Origin of the sequence: Limosilactobacillus reuteri subsp. reuteri, assembly GCF_000016825.1 — a bacterium.
GTDB lineage: Bacteria > Bacillota > Bacilli > Lactobacillales > Lactobacillaceae > Limosilactobacillus > Limosilactobacillus reuteri.
In genome coordinates this window covers 109,682-132,221 of sequence record NC_009513.1, presented here as the reverse complement: position 1 = coordinate 132,221, position 22,540 = coordinate 109,682, and the positions used below count along the sequence as shown (strand labels likewise).

Here is a 22,540-nt window from a genome sequence, read left to right as displayed (position 1 = left end):
TTCAACTCCTTATCTTATTGAATTGGTTTTTTACTTGGTAAGCCAGGACGACGTGGATATTTCTTAGGGGTCGCCTTTATCTTATCAATAACAATAATATTGCGTTCTTCATCAGTTCCCGGTAAAGTCAATGTCACCGTTTTTTGAACTTTTCCACCAAGCTGTTTGATTGCTGTTCCACCTTGTTGGAGTTCTTCGGGAGCAGCACTTGCCTTATAAGCAATAAATTCCCCACCAACTTTAGCAGCTGGCAAGCATAATTCGCTCAAAACCGATAGGCGGGCAACTGCGCGGGCGGTAACAATATCGAATTTCTCCCGATATGGACTGGTCTTAGCACTAAAAGTCTCTGCCCGATCATGAATCAATGTAACACCGGTTAACCCGAGCTTGGCAACTAAGTCTTCAAGAAAAGCAATCCGCTTATTTAACGAATCGACAATCGTTACCTTTAACTGTGGAAAAGCGATCTTCAACGGTAAGGAAGGAAAGCCGGCCCCAGCACCGATATCACATAATGTCAGGTCTTCACTCTCTAAGCGTGGTTCAGCAAACGCTCCTGTAATTGAGTCATAAAAATGTTTTAAATACACTTCATTCTTTTCAGTAATCCGTGTCAAATTTACATGTTCATTAGTTTCAACTAATAATTGGTAATAGTCAGCAAATTGTTGCATTTGTTCTGCTGATAAGGTAATACCATGATCAGCTAATGCTTGTTGAAATTGTTCAGGATTCATTTATTAGGTCTCCTTTCGTGAAACATTTTTTGTTTCACGTTCTCTACTACTGTACCGTAATTTTGCCATTGTTGCAACCGGATTACGTGAAAATTGGAGCGCAAAATAAGGGAGTGAGATAACAGTCACGAGCGACTCTTATCTTGCTCCCTTTCCTAACGTTTTCAATACTTAATCTTAATGCTTCAGAAAATCTGGATCCATGAAGGCTGGATTCGGATAATTATAAAATCCTTGTCCCGATTCTTTTCCTTCGTGCCCTTCTTGAATCATCTGTTCCATCTTATCGGCAATTTCCTTATGACTTTCATCCTTAGTCTGGGCATAGGCATTCCGTTCGATTTGCGCTGCTGTCCGTAAACCAACCATATCTAAAATACCAAATGGTCCCATTGGTGCACCTGTCGAAATCATCCAATCCTTATCAATCATCGCTGGATCAGCAACTCCTTTAGCCCATAAACTAAGACCAGATGCAAGTAACGGAATCAAAAGGGAATTCAGAATATAACCGTGTTGTTCTTTATTAAGGATAACAGGAACCATCTTTATTTCCCGGGCAAACTTTGTAGCTTCTTCAATCACCTCTGGACTTGTTTGGGAGGTGCCCATAATTTCGACCACATTAAATTTCCAAATTTGGTTAGCAAAGTGCATATTAAGAAATTTTTCTGGCCGATCAGTATAAGGAGCTAGTTGGCTAGGGATAAATGTAGAGGAGTTGCTAGCAAAGATTGTTTTTTCAGGGGCTAATTCTGAAACCTCTTCGTAAAACTGCTCCTTTAACTCTAACGATTCTGGTAATGCTTCAATCATTAAATCAGCATCTTTAACCGCGGTCGCAACATCATCAGTAATCACTTTAATATTATTAAGGCCCTGTTGAAATTCCTTATCAGTCAAATGCAAGTCACGTTCATAATCACTTTTCAGCGCCTTAATCCGTCGCTCAGCGGTATCAATATGGTGATTATATACGCTGACATTAAAGCCGGATAAAGCCGTTTGATATGCAATCTGACTACCTAATACGCCAGCGCCGGCAATCATTATATTCTTCATTTGGTATTTCCTCCTTACTTTAACTATTACTATTATATCGTGAAGCGCTTACACTAGAAAGTAATAAAAAGAGCCGAAAGCAAACTCTCAGCTCTTAGTATCTTATTTCATTTTGCTTACTTCTTCTAAGAACCACTTATTGAAGTATTCAGCATCAATATCTAAACAAACTTTTGCGTTGGTCTTGCCATCATGGTAAGCAGCGCGAATGTCACCAACAGTAGCACCGATTGCTGGACCGTCTGTTTGAACATCAACCCACATGTCCTTCGTAGTAAATGCTTCTGGATGAAGAAGGTAGAAGATAGTATTAACATCGTGCATTGGACGCCCTTGATCACTACCATCATTATAGTGCGTGATTAATCCATGTAGCATTTCACCAGTCTTATTAAGACTACCAAGTTTTTCAATCGTATCCGCAGTTAAGAGCGCCTTTAAGGTAACATCCAATCCAACAGTTACAATTGGAACACCCGCATTGTACATAATCTTAGCAGCATCCGGATCAGTGAAGACGTTAAATTCAGCTACACTGGTCATGTTACCGCCAGAGAATGAACCACCCATCGCAACGATTTGCTTAATGTGACTCTTTACTTCTGGGTATTCGCTAAAGAGTAATGCAATGTTAGTGTATGAACCAGTTGGAACCAAGATGACTTCATCTTCAGCCATGATTGCGTCATGAAGTGCTTCAACAGCAGTCTTATCAAGAGGCTTACCATAATCGTCACCAAAGTCATAACCAGGCATTCCTGATTCACCATGAATTCGGGCAGCATCTTCAAAAGGCTTAATCAATGGTTGCTTGGCACCTGCTGCAACTGGAATATCCTTACCGAAGAAGTGAATAATCTTCAAAGCGTTGGCAGTGGTTTTATCAACTGTAACATTACCAGCAACTGTTGTAACCAATTTCAAATCTAATGATGGGTCATTAATAGCCATCGTTAAAGCAGCTGCGTCATCAATACCTGGGTCAGTATCCATAATAATCTTTGTAGTCATAATTTTATCTCCTTTTTATCATGCAAGCGTTTTCGGATTTAATGTTGAAAAAAGCAGCCTTCCCAGCTGCTTTTCCATTTCTACCAAACAAAGAGACCAACAAATGCGGCTGATAATAATGAAACCAAAATACCAGAAAGCATTAAGTAACCAATGTTTGAAGCAATGTAATCGTTGTTTTCTTTGTCAACTAATCCTTTGAAGGCACCAATAATCATACCTAAAGTACCGAAGTTGGCAAATGAAGTTACGAAGACAGTCAAGACAGCCCGCAAGTGAGGTGCGTAACTGTTGATTTCACCAGTAACCTTACCCATAACAACGAATTCGTTAGTAATCAACTTCATACCCATATCTTGGGAAAGCATCCATGCTTGGTGAACAGGTAAACCAAGTAACCATGAGAATGGGAACATGATAACCCCTAAGATACTTTCAAGTGAAAGGTCCTTCCAGAACAATGCTAAGATAGCATCGATCAAGGCTGCCAAAGCAACGAAGGCAACAACGTTAGCAATGATGATAAGGATTAACTTACCAGCACCTAAAATTGAGTCGCCCAAGAAACTGAAGAATGGTTCGCGCTTATCAGAGTCAACTTCCGCACCAACCTTTTCGATGGTGTCATCTTCAGCCGGAACCTTAACAGGGTTTAACATACTTACAGCAATCAATGAGTTAATAATGTTAATTGGAACAGCAGTCAGAATATATTGTCCTGGCATCATTTCAATATATGCACCAAGAATTGAAGCAGTAACACAAGACATTGACATCATGGCAATTGTCAAATTACGTTCCTTATTCATGGCACGTAATTGCATACCAGAAACAGCCAAAACTTCAGTGTTACCTAAGAACATCATTTCTACAGCAAAGAATGATTCAAACTTAGGTTCACCAGTAATGAATGAAAGTCCACGTCCGATCCACTTAATAATCCATGGCAATACACCAATGTAGTTTAAGATATCGAACAATGGAACAATCATAAGGATTGGCATCAATGCAGAACAAATGAAGTTAAGGTTCTTTGGTGTGTACCAATCACCTAATGCAAACACAGTTCCTTTTGCAGAGACGTTAACAATCCAAGCAAAACCATCAGCGGCCGCTTTAACCCCAGCACGACCAGCTGCTGAACTTACAAGGAACCATGCTAAAAGTAAGTTCAATACTACCATGACTCCTACAGTCTTCCAGTTGATTTCCTTTCGATTCTTGGAGAAAAGCCATCCAATTCCAAGAAAGACAATCAACCCAATAATGTTGATAATAAGATACATAGACATGGCTGTGTACCCTCCTTAAATAGAATATTCGTTAACAGCCGTTCCAAATTAAGATACTATAATTGCAATTGTGGCGAGTTAACTATTTAAGAATATCTTTAAATTTGCTTCCTGTAAAGCGCTGTTTTGTAGACAATTTGTGAATTTTTATCATTTTTTAAATTATAATTTTACAATTCGCTCATTTTATTAACTTTTCAACTTCCGGAAATTTCACAAAGTTTTTTTAGAACTTATGAAAACGCTGTCATATGTTAACAAAAAGAAACGGAAAGTTACACGTGGCAAATCGTCTTTGCTATGTGTCTTTCCGTCGCCCCTGCCAAGGTTTTCTATTATACTCAATTAAAATCAATTGAGCAAATGTTCAAATATTTAGAGAAGTAATTTACAGTTTCACTAACTTTCGTATTTCCCAGGAAATAATACGAAATCTTTAGGGTTTAAACTGGCAGAAGCCCGGAACGTTTATCGATATAACATTCCGAGCTTCTCAACCATGAAGAAGTGGGAAGAAAGGCCGAGCATTATTATTTTTAATTTTTGGTAACTTATCTATCTGTTTAATACGAGGAACTTAAGCTTATCATTATAGGTTCGTTGTAGATATGGCCACTAATTACTTTTAGCTAACATACTTTTTACGGAAACTAAAGCGTTTCATGTGGAGTGGGGTGTTGGTATTTTCATGCAAAAAGTCTAATTAACGTACTTCAAAGTAGTTTTATTATGAGAAGATGTTTGTTAAATTCGGCCTTCTATCTTTCCACACTTTCAGTATAATCCCTCCCCAACAAAAAGACAATTAAACCGCGTCACAACGGGATTTAGATCCCCTCCAACTATTAAACAAAACCAACTTTTCTATTACTTTTTAGCTCTCTCTTAAACTATTCATTATCAAATGCAAAAGAAAAGAGACTCAAAATTTTCGAGCCTCTGCCAAGTTTTTAATTTTTCTTCTTCAAAAATCCATAACCATAAGCAAGCAATGCAAAAATAACGATTGAAAGGATTAATGGAACTCGTGTTGAATCAATAAAGAGTAAAATTACTAGAACTGCCAAGAAGAAAATAATTGTTAACCAACTAGTAATCGGATATCCTGGCATTCTGAAATTCGTAACTCCCTTTGGATTCTGCCGCCGGAACTTAATATGTGCAACCAAAATAATGATCCACGTAAAAATAAAGGTAATTGTTGAAATTCCAGCAATTACATCGAATATTCCCGCTGGCATAATATAATTCAAGATAACTGTGATAAAAAGAATCAATGAAGAGAAAGTTAATGCATGATTAGGAACTGCCTTCGCGCTTAATTCACCAAAACGTTTTGGTGCGTTCCCGCTTCGAGCTAATGAGTAGAGGGAACGACTAGTACTAAAGATCGCACTGTTAGTCGCAGACATTGCAGCCGTCAAAACCACAAAGTTTAAAATCGCAGCTGCTCCTGGAACACCGATTGCTGCAAACACTTGAACAAACGGGCTAGAGGTAGTCTTAATATGGAACCATGGATAAATTGACATCATCGCAATCATTGATCCGATATAGAACAAACCAATGCGGACTGGTAAGGTATTAATCGCTTTTGGAATATCTTTATCTGGATTCTTAGTTTCTCCAGCTGTCAAACCGACCATTTCAATTCCCACAAAGGCAAAGACTACCATTTGGAAAGACATTAAGAAGCCCATCGGACCAGTAGGGAAAAAGCCACCCTGGTTAACTAAGTTTGAAAGGGTTACCGGCCGCCCTTCAACATGACCATGCATCACAAGTAAGACCGCGCCAACTGCTATTAAGGCTAAAATTGCAATCACCTTAATCATGGAGAACCAACTTTCTAGTTCACCAAACAGCCCAACGTTTACCATGTTTACTAACATCAATAAAATAACAATAATTAATGGACCAACCCATTGTGGTAAATTAGGGAACCAATATTTTAAGTAAATACCAGTAGCAGTAAGATCTGCCATTGCTAATGTTAGCCAACATGCCCAGTACATCCATCCAGCAACAAATTCCATTCGGTCACCAAGATATTCCTTAACCGAATCAATAAATGAATGTTTTGAAGTATCAGCTAAAATAAGTTCCCCTAACGCCCGCATCATAAAGAAGCAAAAGATACCGACGATCAGGTATGAAAGAATGATTGAAGGACCTGCTTGGTGAATGGCTGTTCCTGATCCAAGAAAAAGACCGGTCCCAATAGCTCCACCAATAGCAATCATCGTCACATGACGACTTTTAAGCGATCGTTCTAACTTCTGTTGTTGTTTTTCGTCCATAATATGCCTCCTTAAAAATTTAGTTAATAACAAAAACGTTTTCTTAAACAAATAAAAACGTCCCTGGTAATCATCTACCAGGGACGTTTTTTAACGCGGTTCCACCCATCTTTATAGCTCACATTTGCGAACTACCTCTCGGTTGATAAGGAAACCACTCCATTTCAAACGCTCATGCCATTTAATTGGATCCAGCTTTCAGCAAATGCTAGATTCTCTGTCAACCAATTATTAAAAGTTACTCATTATTATAATGATTATCCTAACTTTGTCAAATTTAAATTACTAAAAGTCAGGCGATAATTAAATATTTAGCACTTTATCCAAGAAATTCTTCGTATCTGGATGTTGTGGATGATCAAAAATCTCTTCTGGAGTGCCTTGTTCCCGAATATCACCATTATGGAAGAAGACCACCCGATCGGCAACCTGCTTAGCAAATCCCATTTCGTGAGTTACCACGATCATGGTCATTCCCTCTTGCGCTAACCGTTTCATTACTTCCAAAACATCCCCTACCATTTCAGGGTCAAGGGCACTCGTTGGTTCATCAAAGAGCATTACATCCGGTTTCATTGCAAGGGCACGGGCGATGGCTACCCGTTGCTTTTGCCCTCCAGACAGCTTAGTTGGATCTGCCCCTGCTTTATCAGCTAGCCCAACTAAGTCAAGATAGTGCATCGCGTCCTTTTCTGCCTCTTCCTTGGTCATCTTGCCAAGTTGAACAGGTGCCAAAGTGATATTCTCCAAAACATTCATATTTGGAAAGAGATTAAAGTGCTGAAAAACCATCCCGATATTTTCCCGAACCTTATTAATATTTACTTGCGGATCAGCAATATCGTAACCATCAATATAAATATGGCCGCTATTTGGTTCTTCAAGCTTATTAATGCAACGAAGAAAGGTACTTTTACCCGATCCTGATGGTCCAATCATGCAAACCACCTCATTGGGTTTTACGTCCAAGCTAATACCTTTCAGCACTTCATTACTTCCATAACTTTTGTGCAGATTTTTTACTTGTACTTTATAGTTTTTATCCATATTAACCCATCCTCTTTTGTACGTAGTTTGATAACCAAGTCAACAGGGTAATGATAATGATATACATCGTTCCAATGATTAACCACATCTTAAATCCTTCCATGTTCTGGGAAATGATAACAGTCCCCGTTTGCGTAAGTTCCATTACACCAATTGCGGAAAGAATTGAGGTGTCTTTCAAGGTAATAATAAACTGGTTAACTAACGAAGGAATCATTAACTTAAATCCTTGAGGAGCAATAACTTTAATCAAGGCTTTGCTATATGGCAACCCTAAGCTCCGTGCTGCTTCCCACTGTCCAATATTAACGGATTCAAATCCACCTTTAACAATGGCTCCAATATAGGCCCCTTCGTTAAAAGTCAGCGTTAAGATTCCTGCTAAGAATAACGGAACTTTATGGCCAATAACATTTGGAATCCCCATGTAAATAAAGAAGGCTAAAACAATCATTGGAATACCACGGAAGATATAAATCAGGGTACTAGAAACAGCATTGGCAAATTTGTTTTGTGCAATACCTAATACACCTAGAATTACTCCAAAAATCATCGCAAAAATAATGCCGACAACGGTTAATTCAATTGTCATCCATAATCCACGAAGCAAGGCTGGATAATTGGCGCGGATTAATCCCAAAATTGTCCGATCAGTCGCGCTGCCCTTCGTCGTTTTGTCACTCTTAGTATACTTATCAATGATTTGATCCATTTGGCCAGTATCTTTTAGCCACTTAATCCCATCATTCATCTTTTTCTGTAATTCTAAGTTCTTGCCCTTTTGGTATCCAACAGCAACTGGTTGTGCATCAATTGGCTTCTTTGTCACAATCTTAAGTGGGACACCTTCTTTAATTCCGTATTCAAGAACAGGACCATCATCAAAAGTAGCTACTGTGTTCCCAGTTTTCACATCATTCCACATCGTATTTGAGGAATCAAAGTAGCGAATTTTGTAACCATATTTCTTTTGGTTGTTCTTCAAAAATAATGCCGCACTCGTTCCTGACTTAGCCGAAACTGTTTTGCCTTTTAATTGGCTCATCGACTTAATATTGCTATCTTTTGCAACAGCCATAACAACCCCGCTAGTATAGTAAGGTGTTGAAAAATCATACTTTTCTTTTCGTTCATCAGTAACGCTCATTCCAGCAATTACTGCATCAACTTGTCCTGCTTCAAGAGCTTGTAAGTCACCATTAAAACTCATTGGCTTCAGTTCATACTTAAAATGCTCATGCTTAGCAATTTTCTTAAGTATTTCAATTTCAATCCCAGGATTCTTTCCTGAGTACCCACCTTTACTATCTTGAATTTCAAAGGGTTCAAAGGTGTTATTAGTTGCAAACGTATAAGTCGGTTCGGCAGCAGATACCTGCTGAGGTTCGACCATTTGCCACCCCACTACAATTCCAAGAACTGCAACAATGGTGATGATCATATTTTTTATCTTGCTGCTATGCATCTGCACCGACTCCTTTTTAATCAAATTTTAACGTTGATACTACTTTATCATCGCCAGAAAATAAAATAAATATTCTTCATTAAAGTTTGTGTTTATCCAAGATGTCAGCGTTTTAAACAATGATTTTTAAAGCTAACAACCAACGATAAGTTAATTTTATTAAGTATAATTTATTTATTTTTCACTTTTTCTTAGATTTTTTTAATCAAAAAAGAAGCTCAGATTTAGCAATCCGAACTTCTTTTTTAAAAGCTGTCTTCTATATATCTTATTTATTAACTTTATTACGGAAAGGAACCGCATTTTCCTTAGTAATCTTAGTAACACCATGCATGTATGGTACCAATACTTCTGGAATTGTTACAGAACCATCAGCGTTTTGATAGTTTTCCAAGATAGCTGCAACTGTCCGACCAACGGCTAAACCAGAACCGTTAAGTGTGTGAACATATTGTAACTTACCATTTTCATCCCGGTATTGTGTGTGCATCCGCCGTGCCTGGAAGTCCAAGCAGTTTGAACAACTCGAAACTTCACGATACTTATTTTGTGCTGGCATCCACAATTCAAGGTCATGGGTTTCAGATGCCGTAAAGCTCATGTCACCAGTAGTTAAGGTAATAACATGGTATGGCAAGTTTAACTTCTTCAAGATGTTTTCAGCGTTAGCCGTCATCTTTTCAAGTTCATCCCATGAGTTCTCTGGTTTAGTGTACTTAACCATTTCTACCTTGTTAAATTGGTGCATCCGGATCAATCCTCGGGTATCACGACCCGCTGCTCCCGCTTCAGAACGGAATGATGGTGTTAAAGCAGTAACATAAACCGGTAATTCTTCAGTTGGGATAACTTCGCCACGGTAGTAATTAGTCAATGGAACTTCAGCAGTTGGGATCAATGTCATATCCTCACCGTTAACCTGGTAAACTCCTTCTTTGAACTTAGGGAATTGACCAGTACCATACATTGAATCAGCATTGACGATATATGGTGGTAAGACTTCGGTATATCCTTCCTTCATGTGTTCATCAAGCATGAAGTTATAAACTGCCCGTTCAAGCTGAGCACCAAGACCTAAGTAGTAGACAAAACGCGCACCAGAAACCTTACCAGCGCGATCAAAGTCTAAAATACCAAGGTTTTCACCGATATCCCAGTGATGCTTAGGTTCAAAATCAAAGTCCCGCACCTTACCGACTTTCCGTAATTCAACGGCACCGTCTTCCGTTAAGCTAACTGGAACACCATCATGTGGAACATTCGGAAGATGAGCCATCTTATCATGAAGTTCAGCATCATTTGCTTCAACTTCAGTATCCAATTCCTTGATCTTATCACCAAGTTCACGAGTTTCCTTAATGGCAGCATCGGCGGATTCACCATTACGCTTAGCTTCTCCAATCTTCTTTGATGCTTCATTACGTTGCGCCTTCATTGTTTCAGTTTGTTGGAGCAATTCCCGCCGCTTTTTATCTAACGCAATAACTTCATCAATTTCTTCTGGTTTTACACCACGCGTAGCTAACTTTTCCTTATAAAAATCAGGTTCTTGACGAATCTTTTTAATATCTAACATCGTATTTCCTCCTAATTATATAAAAAAGAGCCATTCCATCCTTTATATTTTGGGACGAAATGGCTCTAGTTCCGCGGTACCACCCAAGTTTGACTATCTTTAGTCACCCTTCGAAGTAGATAACGGCTACTATCCGTGCAGAATTACCTGCCCACATATTTTTGCACCGGAGTTTCGGTCGACAGCTCCCACCACCCGCTGCTTCTCTGAACAACCTACTTGAAATGCATTCGTGTTTTCTATTCTGCAATTATCTTATTACACTTTTCCTAATTTATCAATTGAATTTTTGTTTAAAACAAAAAAGGATTTTCACTTCTGAAAATCCTTTTTTGGTTAGTTTACGCACAACTAACTTTGATGATAAGTCCACCATTCAACATTTAAAACCTACCACCAAGCGGCTTACAACAGTAGGCTAGCACATTTACCATACTGTTGTAATTTCTGTGCCGACTTTTGAGGTATCGCTAGTACTAAGTGTACTGTTGAATCATTGTTCAGCACAATTGTCATGAACAGTAAAAAACTTTTAGTAGCAAATACACTTATATGATAAAACTAAACTGTTATCTGCTTATTGCTGTTGGCGTAGACAATAAGACTTTTAAGTTATCTGGGGGAGATATTGCTACTAATGCTTAAAGTTAAGTATTCGGGGGTTTCTTATAAGCATTATCATTCTACCGTTTGACAAATTTATCTAAACAATGTTCAGCTATTTTATGATACCTACTATATAAGGCTATAAACCTTATATCTATTAGGGAGTAGTAGTCGCAACAAACAATGCACAAAAATTGTTGCTTAACACATTAGTTGAAACTGTATCTTTAGAACCATCTGGGTAAGTTACGACAACAACTGCTGGTTTCTTACCTGGTTTAGTGGTATCTGGAGTGTCTTGCCAAGTGTAAGTTGTGCCGCTTGGTAAACTACCAGGATTCTTGATACCTTTTTCTGCATCAGGAACTTCGCCGACCTTAGTTGAAACATCTTGACCTTGTGGGGTATTGGTTTCTGCATCAGTAGTTACCTTGATTAAACTTGCTGGAATGTTAATGTTCAAGTAAGTTGGATTACCATTAGCATCCTTATCAGTGAAGGTGATCTTAATTACGCCGCCTTGACCATTTGCATCTGGCTTAGTTGCCCAAGTAGTAGTAGCAATTTCATCAGTCGGGATGTTGTTATCTACTAATTGACCAAATTGTTCACTAGTCAAGTCTGAGCCAAGTTTAATATCAACTGGAGCAGTGACATTCTTAGCACCAGCACCCTTAGCATCAATAGTGAATGGGTTAGTAGTTACAACACCATTCTTTGGACCAAGGATTGCTTGAGCGTCAGCATTGCCAGTCAAGTCTACGTTAATTTCGTTGCCAGTAATAGTCTTACCAGCTGCAGTTGCTTCATCAACGTTAGTGTTTGGAGCTGTCTTCCAGCTAACGTTTGATGGATCAACAGTAATTGGAGTAGCAGTAGTTTCAAGCTTGCCATCTACTAACTTGTAACCTTGAGCAGTTACAGTTACATCAGAAACGGGTACAACTTGTGAGTTGTCTGAAGTTTCGTGAGCCTTAGTGTTTGAAGCATCAGTAGTTAATACAACAGCACCATTATCACCCCAAGTTACTGTTTGACCAGGCTTAGTAACAATTACTGGCACGGTCGTTTCATCAGTACTCTTATCTGGGTAAGTTACCGTTACTGGAACATTGTAAGCACCTGGAGTTACATCAGTACGTGGTTTAACAGTTACAGTACCTGTTGATGGATCAATAGTAGCCCAGTTTGGTGTATCAGTACCAGTCGTAAATGTGGTTCCAGTTGGAGCAGTAGTACCCTTACCATCTTGATCAGTAAATGATGGGTCAACAGTCGCAGTTTGGCCTTGTTCAACATTTACTGGCTTATATGATGGAGTGTAAAGATTTGCCATTGGTTCAGTAATATTCAATGGAATATTAGCAAAGTCAACTGAACCATCAGTATAGGTTACTTTTGCCCAAGCTGATTTATCAGTGGTCTTAAGATTACCAGTTGGGTTAGTTGGTACTGCTTCATCACCCATTACGCTCTTCCACTCAGTAGCATCAGTATCAGTAGTTGCATCATACCAGCTTACGTTCTTAACAGAAGAAAGATCAGTAGTTACAGTACCATCGCTAGAAAGTAAACCTTTGATCCCGCCTTTAGCAGTTAAATCACTTAAAGTTTGGTTAGTATTACCATCAATAGTTTGAACTATCGGTTGATACTTTTCTGAATCAGTTGGTGTTACTACATTCTCTAAACCGCTTCCCATGGCAATTCTTTGTGGTGCCCACCAACTAAAGTGATTTAAGAATTGATTCAAATATGGAGCTTGATAATTTATAGCTTCATTTAGAGTTTGGGCAACTTCTCCATTGCTAAACTTGGATGAATTAGTTCCTGCCTGGTTAGGAGCCATCTGTACACTACCGCTTGAATGCATAAATGTAGTAACTCCGGCATTTGCAGTGGGCTCAGGATTCTTTCCACTTTGTACAAAGCGATTTGCATAATCACCCCAGTTATTCTGGTTAGCTTCATTCTCAATATACCAATAGTATGAAGGATTATTTTTTGCGCCTTCATCCCATTGAGCTAATGGGGTAACAACATTATTAATATCGCCATTAATTGAAACATTATTTGTAGTACCTTCAAGGCGCATTAATGATCCAGTTTGGTTGCCAGTACGTTGCAAATTAATATACTTAGGATTATTAATCCCGAAATGTCAATTTAAATTAGAAAAAAGTTGAAAGCTGTTCTTCTGTGACATAACTCATGAATACTTCTAGTGGTGTACGATAATTAAGAGACTTTCGTGGGATATTGTTGCGACGGTGCATTAGCTGAGTGACTAGTTCGTTTGGTAAATGGCGAAAATCTAGCTTTTTGCTAAGACCGTCACGACGCAAGATGCCGTTATTATTTTCGTTTAACCCTCGTTGATTGGGAGCACCGACTTCCGCAAAATAGGTATGAAGATCATACTTATTGGCTATCTCTCGCCATCCAGCAAATTCTTTCCCATTATCAAAAGTAATTGATTTAACAAAGTGACGTGGCAGTTTAGCGAGCCATTGGGATGGCGTTTTCCTTTCATCGGTAGCTGTTTAACGGAAAAGCCATACTGATTGCGGGCAAACATGCGATAGAGGGTGCGCATACTGCAACTAATCGGGTGTTCATGACGACCAATAATAGTATCAGGAGTCCAACCAGCCTTGATTTGTGCATGGATATAGTTAACCTCGATAGTTGGCAGTTGGGTCTGCTTCCGACCACAACGACGTTTATGACGCTGATAAGTCTGAAGATATTGGTCGATGGTTTTACCGTTATTGAGGAAACGATAAACACGATAGATGGTTTCTTGACTACGTTGAAGTAATTTAGCGGCCCGATAAGCTTTAGTGCCTTGATACCAAAAATCAGCTATGAGAGTTAATTCGCGTGTGGTAAGATGTTTATAGGTCATTTGTGATTGCCTTTCTTTTGATTAGGGATACTCAAAAGTCTATCACAAATGGCTTTTTATTTTTTCTAACTTAATTTTACAAACGGCGAATTTTAATAGTATCTGTACCACTAGTTCCCCACATAGTAATCAAACCAGCCCACGGCATATTAGTCTTCCCCGTGCTACTGGTATTATTAAAGCTCCAAGTTTGTGGATCAGTAGCACCATCTTGTAAATCAAGAGTACCTCCATTTTCAACATTTACTGTAAATGTTTTACCACCAGAAGAACCTGCATCACCATATGAAATTAAAGGCTGAGTAGAGTTTACATCGGTTGGACGAACAATCTTTAAACTACCACCATTAGCAATTCTCAAGCCAGCATAATCATCACTAGCTTCGATACCACCAGCAATTACACCAAAGTGGGTACCTCTATGACCTAGAGCTAAGTCACCAGCAAGAGTGCTAGTACCATTTTGTTGCGTATTAATAGTAACATTACCGCCTGGTTGTACATCGACATAAGATCCTAAAATAGCGATTGAACCACCTTTACCCATATTCAAGTTTAACTTACCGTTAACTTGAACAACACTGGTCTTAGCTTTATCAAGATCTTTTTTAGCCCAGTTTTGGAAACGAATTCCCATCGTACCATAAGAATCAGCACTATTCATTTCTGGAACATTAACTTGATTATCTCCATTAATAGTTAATGTAGCACCTTTATCAACGATGACTTTACCCGCATGAGCTGCATCAATTGAAATCAAAATTGCTGATCTATTAGTACCAGTATTAGCTGGTGAGCTATCAATTACGTTAAAGGTCGTATTTCCATTTACTGCTTCAATGCTATAAGCATAGATGGCGGCAGTATTACCATTAAGCGTACTGTTGATAGTATTATTGCCTTCGAATTTAACATGAGTAGTTGAAGCACCACCGGCGTCATACCACATAATTTCATGTGAATCAGTAGTAGTAGTTACCCCATTAAAAGTAATGGTATTTTTAGCCGCTTCACCTGGTGTATTAGCAAACCAGAATGGTCCATATCCACTGGTAGTTTGTAAGGTAAGATCCTTTAATTGAATATCCCAATTACTATCAGTCTTTTTTTGATTAGCACTGGTAAATTCAATGTAACGATCTCCCATCTTTAGCTCGTGGCCGTTACCATTAATAGTTACGGCACGTGCAATTCCAGTATTATTAAGGCGTTCATATGTTCCGGATAACCCATTATTAGGACCGTGCTTTAAATTTGCATTACTAAAGTCAATGTCATTATTTAAAGTGATAGTTCCAACCCTTGAATCGCGTAAAGCACTCAAGAAATCAGCATAATCACTAACACCAGACTCACTTTGACCTTGACTTGCTGGCTCAAACTCATTTAATCTTGCAAAAGCAAGCATTGGTGTCCCAGTTGGATTAACTGAAACAGTATCAGGTGTTGATGACAAAGCTTGACTTTGATCACTCGCCGAATTTGCTGAAGCAGCAGAAGATGAAGCTGACGTTGTTACCGATGCGTCACCATTCTTTGCGGCTGCAGCCTTAGTAGCTTGACCACTTGCATCTGAAACAGCATTTTCATGCTTTTGAGCAGGTGCAGCGGAAACAGCTTGTTTATCATTTGATTTAGTACTTTGTGAATTTGAAGTAGTCGATGGCACTTGACTGTTACTAGTCTGATTAGCAGAAGTACTATTTTGTGATTCTTCGACTGCTTGATCGCCAGTCGCGGTATTTGTTTCCGCAGTTGTATTAGCAGAAGCATTCATCCCCATGAATGTAAAACCAATAAGGACTGAAGCAACTCCGACAGTGAGCTTTTTAATTGCAAAACGTTGCTTTTTCGGCTCTTGTTTCCGGAATTGTTCCTTTCGATTATTCTTCGATAACATACAATTACCCCTCCTAAACAATATGACACAACTTCACTTATTAGTTGATATCTTGAATTATATGCTTTTTTCCCCTTTTTCAATCGGCAAGCCTCGCGGATCTCTATAGAACTATTGCGAGAGTAAGGAGAAAGAATTTTAAAAAGCATTCCATTACATGAAAAAGTAATCATGTAATAAATCGAGTAGGAGATAATTGATTAGTTCAATTATCGACCTCTCACACCACCGTACGTACGGTTCCGTATACGGCAGTTCGACAACTTAATCACTTTGAATTGACTGGAGCGTCTTGGACATATTCATAAGTCCGAGTTGTTCCAGTTTTCTATTTGTTAGAGAATAGCTCAAGGTCTTACTGTGTGCAGTTCGCCAGTAGCCCTTGCGGGTACTAGCGAAGACGTATGCATCACGCTGGGACAGCCCCAGCTTCTGTAAGTTAGTTACCTTAGTTTTAAGCTTCTTCCATTGCTTCCAGATATACTGTCTTATTCGGGCCCTCAACCACTTGTCAAGGCGTTGAATAAAGTCAGTTAGTTTCCCAATTGAGTAGTACTGAAGCCATCCACGCATTTTTCGCTGAATTTCTTCAAACATTCTTGTCAGAGATATTCCACGATTACGTTTAGTTAATAACCTCAATGCTTTCTTTACTCGTTGTTGCGATTGTTTTGCTGGACGGGCGTAGGCTCCATTGTGGTCTACACCCAACGAAAAGCCAAGAAACTTTAACCGTAGCGGGCTACCGACTTTGGTTTTATCTGGGTTCACTTTAACTTTCAATCGCTTTTCAAGAAACTGGGTAATGCTTCGCATTACTCGTTCTCCGGCTCGTTGACTTTTAACATAAATGTTACAATCATCCGCATAGCGCACAAAGTGGTGACCACGTCTAGTCAACTCTTTATCCAACTCATTTAGATAGATATTCGCCAGTATTGGTGACAATGGCCCTCCTTGTGGGGTTCCTTTTTCACTCTTAGCGAAAAGCCCATGGTCTAAGACTCCGCTAGTTAGAAACTTACGAATGAGCCTTAGTGTCCATGGGTCATCAATATATTGTTGAAGATACTTAATCATCAAGTCATGATTAACATTATCAAAATAGGCTTTTAGGTCTAAGTCGACAACTCTTCGATAACCTTGATTATAAAGATCTACTACTTTTGCAATAGCGTCGTGAGCCCCACGGTGAGGGCGGAAGCCAAAACTATTATCAGAGAAAACACGCTCAAAGATAGGTGTAAGAATTTGGGCCACAGCTTGTTGAACCATTCGGTCCACCACTGTTGGTATTCCGAGTTTTCTTACTCCACCATTAGGCTTCGGAATTTCTACCCGTTTGACTGGTGCTGGTTTATACTTGCCCTCACGCAAACTAGCGATCAATTCCGTCTTATTTTCTCTGAGATATGGCAGAAGGTCATTGACTGTCATATCGTCAATGCCTGCTGCCCCTTTATTTCTCTTAACTCGCAAATAAGCCTGATTAAGGTTATTGCGGTCCAAGACTAAGTCTTGGATAGTGACACTCATACCTTTACCTTCACCATAATCGGTACTACGCGCCCTTGTGTACTTTCGGTTTTCCAAACCTATCCTCGACAAGCGGTCAGCTTGTTGTTCTGTTTTCTGCGATTGTCGCACCTGATTACACCTCCGATATAAGTTACAAGTTATTGTCGTTCAGTCCTTCATCTGATTACTCAGACTACTATGACCTCGGCTGACTTCTGGCTTACTCAACGCTACATCACTGCACCGCTTGTTTCTGTGGAAATTAAACTTATTCCTCTTGTCGGAAACGTGTAGGCCAGATCTCCCCGGGTAAGGATATTAACTTTCGTACCATGTCACCGGTAGCTTTACTGAAAGTAACTTCGAGTAGTGTTGGACTTTAACTTGTCATGCAGTCTTATCCAGTTAGTTCCAGCCTTATAGCTACTTCTTGTTCATCGGTGCAGTACTTTGCCTTAGACTTCCTTCAGATTCAACCTCACAGTGGACACCCTTGTCCTCAGCTCATGGTTCCGACTACTACGGCCCATAGCGGACTCTCACCGCCTAGCTAATACCCATGCCGGGCGCACACAAAAAAGCGTAGGTAAACATTTCGTTTACCTACGCTTAAATGAAATTAAATTTTATTCAAAACCAACATTTACCATTGATTCATCATTATGAATAAAGATAGCGCCACGGTTACCAGGACGCGCTTTCCAGCCTGTAATTGGTTCACCATTGAAGAAGAGTCGCTTGGCCTCAATTTCACCCATTACCGATTGATCAGTAAAAACAGTCACGCTGCTCAAATCAGTCTCTAACGGGTATCCAGTCCGAGGATCTAGTAAATGGTGATAACGACGACCATTTTTGATCAAAAATCGTTCATAAATCCCAGATGTAACTGCCGAACAAGCCGGCTCACGGACAGTTGCCAAATTTTCACCACGATGCAGTTGCGGATCCTGCACACCGATGATCCACTGCCCATCATCCCGCCGTGGCGACTTACCAACAAATAAGAGATTTCCCCCTAAGTCGATAATTCCCGCGGGAACGCCGGCTTCAATCCAAAGATCACGAATACGGTCCGCAATATAGCCTTTTGCAATCCCGCCAAGGTCTAATTCCATCCCCGGCTCTTCTAAATATACCGTCCGTGCGTCTCGGTTCAGCAATACTTTATAAGGGTCGATCAACTTTAACCGCTCTTTGATCTCAGCATCACTTGGCACGTGTGCTCCCGCAAAACCGATTTTCCATAGTTTTACTAACGGGCCGATCAAAGCGTTAAAGCCAAAGTTTTCACGACTATATTTCACTGCCAGTTCAATGAGGTCAAAAGTCGTTGGCGATACCATTTTCGGGGTTTTCCCTGCACCATGATTTACCGACATTACTTCTGATTCATTACGGTTAACCGTTAATTGATCCTCATAGTGGTCAATTAGGTCCATTGATTTCTTTAACAACGAAAAATATTCGTTACCAAAAATCGTTAAATTTATGCGAGTTCCAAGAGCGTGATGAGTCATCACATGCCGTTGCGCCATCAATTCATTATTCATAATTAGTTCTCGGATGCACCTGTTGTCGCATCTGCCTCATCATCATTTGCGTCTACGCTGCCTGCATCTGATACGCCTGTTGTAGCGTCCGCATCAGTATCATCGTTTGCTGCTGGTGCTGGGGTTGCAACCACTTCACTAACACTGTCGGCGTTATCATCATCACTTGATTCTGAAGCACCAGTTGATGCATCAACGCTGTCAGCTTCTTCACTGTTGTCATTAGCATTCTCATGCTTAGATGCACCAGTGTTACCATCAGTACTCCATGCACCATTTTCGAAGAGGTTAAGAATGTATTCCACACTACCAGTAAATTCGATGGTTCCAAGGTAATGACCATTAACATCACGTAAAGCGTAGTATTGAATCAATGAACGGTGACCATTCATCCATAATGGACGGGTAACAACGTCTTTTTCACCATTCCGGAAACTGTTAATAATCTTCATAACAGCCGGAACAGCCAACGGTGGATGACATTCTTGAACAGTTTCCCCGAGAGAAGCTACATTCCGAACGTGTTCCCGATTTGGCTTGTCAGAGAACCATGCGAAATGGTCAGTACTGTCAATTAAGTCAATTTCAAATGGGATTGTACTGAAGATTTGTTGAACTTCTTTTAATGTCAACCGACCAGTAGGGAAATTAATGTAAGCTTCACTGATCGTTGGTTGTTTAACGGACATATCCAGTCCCTCCTTATTTGCATTTTCAAAGATTTGAATGTATTCCACAAAATGGGTAAAGCAGTTTTCAAGGTTATCACGTGCTTCGGCATTAATTAACCGACCGTCTTTGGAGAAGGAATGACTAGCATTACCAATCAGAACTTCATTTCCTGGTAATAGGTTAGCATCACAATCAGGAGAAACCAGAATCTGCCGCATTTGAACTTGAGATCTTGCAGAAGCTTGGCGTCCATAAGATACACCGACAACCATAACTGGCTTGCGTTTTAATACATCAGTCTTGTAAGAAAGCCATTCTACTGTACTCTTTAAGGCCGCTGGAATCCCATGGTCATATTCAGGAGTTGAGAAGATAACTCCGTCTGCAGCCTTAACTTTTTGCTTTAACTTCCATACCTCTGTTTGTTCAGAAAGAGGGGCATCAACGCTAAATGGTGGCAATTGGCTAATTTCAGCAATTTCAATATCAGCCATTTGACGGAAGTGCTTTTTCATGTATTTAAGCAAAATCCGGTTATATGAGAAATTGGCATTAGTTCCAACTAAAGCAAGGATTTTCATTACTTCTTCGCCTCCTTCTTTTCAGCAACCATACGATTGATTGCCTTGGCGTAGTGTTTGAATTCACGCATACATTTTTCTAAGAAATGAATAGTCGTTTCGTTAGTAATGTCACCATCTTTATCAATGATATTAGCGGCATCACTCATAAAGAACTCTTCGTTTTGGAAAATATAAGCATTAACACCTGGTGAGATCAAAATATCTCGTAATTGAACTTGAGAACGGGATGAGCCTTGGTCATGGGTAGAAGCACCGATGATCATGACTGGCTTATTTTCTAATGGATGAACTTCATAGGAAAGCCATTCAATTACACACTTTAAAGCAGAGGTAACAGAGTGGTTGTATTCTGGGCTGGCAATGATAACAGCATCGGCGCTTGAAACACGACGATCAATATCAGCAACAGCCTCAGGAATCTTTCCCTTATAATTTTCATTAAACATTGGCACTTGACGAATATCAATCACATCAATATCATCATCACTAAAATGACGGGCAATAAATTCTAATAACATCCGGTTGTATGAATGATTAGCATTTGACCCGGCAATTGCAGCAATTTTCAAACGTGTCACTTCCTTTAAGTTATTTATGCAACATTTCACATTGTTATTCTACTATATTTTACTCGTTCAAAAAACATATTATTAGTAATATGCACACTTAATTGACTATTTCCATAATAATTGACTATAAGTTTGGCTAAGTTATCATTCCGAAAATTAATTACGCGATTTTTCATCTCTGACATATTTGTCCAGTGGTATTTAGAGATGTGCTAAAATAGTCAACACATTGAATTAATAGAACGGAGAAATAATATGACACAAACTAAACAACATGAACAAGATGTTGATGTATGGGTTGGGAAACGATTCCCCCTCACGATTCGTCGCCTTGGCGTTAACGGGCACGGAATCGGCTACTATAAGCACAAGGTATGTTTCGTCCCTGGTGCCCTGCCAAATGAAGTCGTGGTCGCGGAAGTTACACGCGTTCTCCCGCGCTACCTTGAAGCTAAAATTCACCGGATCCGGAAAAAGAGTCGGGATCGGGTAACGCCACGAGATGAGTACGCTGATATCGCTGGTGGTTTTGAACTTGAAAACCTCGCTTACCAACAACAATTAAAGTTTAAACGGCAAGTAATCATCGATAGTCTCGAAAAGTTTCAACCATACGGCTACCGTAATTACGATGTTCGCCCAACTATTGCAGCCCCTGAAGAATACGGTTACCGTAACAAGGCCCAATTCCAGGTGCGGATGGTCAACGGCAAAGTGGCAGCCGGTCTTTACCAACCAAACAGTCATACCCTTGTTGATATGGAGACTTGTGCTGTTCAAATGCCCCGTACAATGGAGACAGTTCGCGCCGTTACAAAGATGATCGAAGACTTGCAAATCCCGGTTTATGATGAAAAGCACAATAGCGGTATCGTCAAGACCTTAGCCGTTCGGGAATCATGGTCAACTGGGGAAGTCCAATTAACCTTCATTACTAATTCTGCTAAACTTCCTCACAAACGCGAATTGCTTGAACGCATTGAAAAAGAACTACCAGCAGTTGTTTCAGTTATGCAAAACGTTAACCCAGGTGATACACCCTTAGTTTGGGGTGATAAAATGATCCACCTCGCTGGAAAAGATTCAATCCTTGAAAGCTTGATGGGGCTTGATTTTAAACTCTCAGCACGTTCATTCTTACAACTAAATCCTGAACAAACAGAGGTATTGTACGAAGAAGCTTCTAAGGCCCTTGAACTAGACCAAGATGATACCTTAATTGATGCATATGCCGGGATCGGGACAATCGGTCTTTCACTTGCATCGCGGGTGAAAGCTGTTCGCGGAATGGAAATCATCCCCGAAGCAGTGGCTGATGCGAACGAAAATGCCAAGCTAAATAATATCACTAACGCTAAATATGAAGTCGGCAAAGCAGAAGAAGTTCTTCCCCGCTGGCAAAAAGAAGGACTCAACTTTGATGCCCTTGTTGTTGATCCTCCGCGAACCGGGTTAGATGATCAATTAATCAAGCAAATCTTAAAAGTTAAGCCGCGAAAGTTTGCCTACGTCTCATGTGGGATGGCTTCTCTCGCCCGCAACTTACGGCGGTTAACTAGTGTCTATCACGTTGACTACATTCAACCAATTGACATGATGCCCCAAACAGCACGCTGTGAGGCAGTCGTGAAATTATCATTACGAAACGGAAATAAAGAATAGCTATGTAGGCTGGAAGAATTTTTCTTTCGGCCTATTTTTGTTTTAAATAATGATTAAGCCCTGATTGAAAACGTT

The 22,540-nt window shown here is 39.8% G+C and carries 15 protein-coding genes and 1 pseudogene; 1 reads left to right on the top strand and 15 read right to left on the bottom strand.

Annotated elements, in window-relative coordinates; genetic code table 11:
- Positions 1–14: 14 nt before the first annotated feature.
- The 15 genes and pseudogenes from rsmG to LREU_RS00460 form a co-directional block, all read right to left on the bottom strand.
- Complete coding sequence (gene rsmG, locus LREU_RS00530; protein WP_003669663.1) at positions 15–740, bottom strand: 16S rRNA (guanine(527)-N(7))-methyltransferase RsmG; 726 nt, start codon at positions 738–740, stop codon at positions 15–17.
- Positions 741–917: 177 nt separating this feature from the next.
- Complete coding sequence (locus tag LREU_RS00525; RefSeq protein WP_003669661.1) at positions 918–1,802, bottom strand: 3-hydroxyacyl-CoA dehydrogenase; 885 nt, start codon at positions 1,800–1,802, stop codon at positions 918–920.
- Between the two features lie 102 nt (positions 1,803–1,904).
- Positions 1,905–2,813: a ribonucleoside hydrolase RihC gene (gene rihC / locus LREU_RS00520; RefSeq protein ID WP_003669659.1), complete on the bottom strand. Its 909-nt coding sequence runs from the start codon at positions 2,811–2,813 to the stop codon at positions 1,905–1,907.
- Positions 2,814–2,893: 80 nt separating this feature from the next.
- Positions 2,894–4,099 (bottom strand): NupC/NupG family nucleoside CNT transporter, encoded by a 1,206-nt coding sequence (locus LREU_RS00515; RefSeq protein WP_003673070.1) that lies wholly within the window; start codon positions 4,097–4,099, stop codon positions 2,894–2,896.
- A 956-nt stretch (positions 4,100–5,055) separates the two neighbouring features.
- Complete coding sequence (locus LREU_RS00510) at positions 5,056–6,405, bottom strand: amino acid permease (RefSeq protein ID WP_003669656.1); 1,350 nt, start codon at positions 6,403–6,405, stop codon at positions 5,056–5,058.
- A 303-nt stretch (positions 6,406–6,708) separates the two neighbouring features.
- Positions 6,709–7,452, bottom strand: coding sequence for an amino acid ABC transporter ATP-binding protein (locus LREU_RS00505; protein WP_003669654.1), 744 nt, complete (start codon positions 7,450–7,452; stop codon positions 6,709–6,711).
- Between the two features lies 1 nt (position 7,453).
- Entirely contained in the window at positions 7,454–8,917 is a 1,464-nt protein-coding gene (locus LREU_RS00500) for an ABC transporter substrate-binding protein/permease (RefSeq protein ID WP_003669652.1), read from the bottom strand.
- A 268-nt stretch (positions 8,918–9,185) separates the two neighbouring features.
- Positions 9,186–10,493 (bottom strand): serine--tRNA ligase, encoded by a 1,308-nt coding sequence (serS, locus tag LREU_RS00495; RefSeq protein WP_003669649.1) that lies wholly within the window; start codon positions 10,491–10,493, stop codon positions 9,186–9,188.
- A gap of 763 nt (positions 10,494–11,256) precedes the next feature.
- Positions 11,257–13,227, bottom strand: a complete 1,971-nt coding sequence (locus LREU_RS00490; RefSeq protein WP_012390486.1) for a Rib/alpha-like domain-containing protein — start codon at positions 13,225–13,227, stop codon at positions 11,257–11,259.
- Between the two features lie 43 nt (positions 13,228–13,270).
- Positions 13,271–14,007 (bottom strand): annotated as a pseudogene (locus LREU_RS00485) (IS30 family transposase).
- 76 nt (positions 14,008–14,083) lie between these two features.
- Entirely contained in the window at positions 14,084–15,907 is a 1,824-nt protein-coding gene (locus tag LREU_RS00480; RefSeq protein ID WP_003669640.1) for a pectate lyase-like adhesive domain-containing protein, read from the bottom strand.
- Between the two features lie 264 nt (positions 15,908–16,171).
- Positions 16,172–17,554 carry a group II intron reverse transcriptase/maturase gene (ltrA, locus tag LREU_RS00475; RefSeq protein WP_003666987.1) on the bottom strand — a complete coding sequence of 461 codons (1,383 nt, stop codon included), beginning with the start codon at positions 17,552–17,554 and terminating at the stop codon, positions 16,172–16,174.
- Positions 17,555–18,051: 497 nt separating this feature from the next.
- A complete protein-coding gene (locus LREU_RS00470; protein WP_003669637.1) occupies positions 18,052–18,978 on the bottom strand; it encodes an FAD:protein FMN transferase in 927 nt (308 codons plus the stop codon).
- 2 nt (positions 18,979–18,980) lie between these two features.
- Positions 18,981–20,231 carry an NAD(P)H-dependent oxidoreductase gene (locus LREU_RS00465; protein WP_003669636.1) on the bottom strand — a complete coding sequence of 417 codons (1,251 nt, stop codon included), beginning with the start codon at positions 20,229–20,231 and terminating at the stop codon, positions 18,981–18,983.
- Positions 20,231–20,803 (bottom strand): NADPH-dependent FMN reductase, encoded by a 573-nt coding sequence (locus tag LREU_RS00460; protein WP_003669634.1) that lies wholly within the window; start codon positions 20,801–20,803, stop codon positions 20,231–20,233. The genes LREU_RS00465 and LREU_RS00460 overlap by 1 nt, the downstream gene beginning before the upstream one ends.
- Positions 20,804–21,058: 255 nt before the next feature.
- Between LREU_RS00460 and rlmD the strand changes: the two genes are divergently transcribed.
- A complete protein-coding gene (gene rlmD, locus LREU_RS00455) occupies positions 21,059–22,465 on the top strand; it encodes a 23S rRNA (uracil(1939)-C(5))-methyltransferase RlmD (RefSeq protein ID WP_003669630.1) in 1,407 nt (468 codons plus the stop codon).
- Positions 22,466–22,540 lie beyond the last annotated feature (75 nt).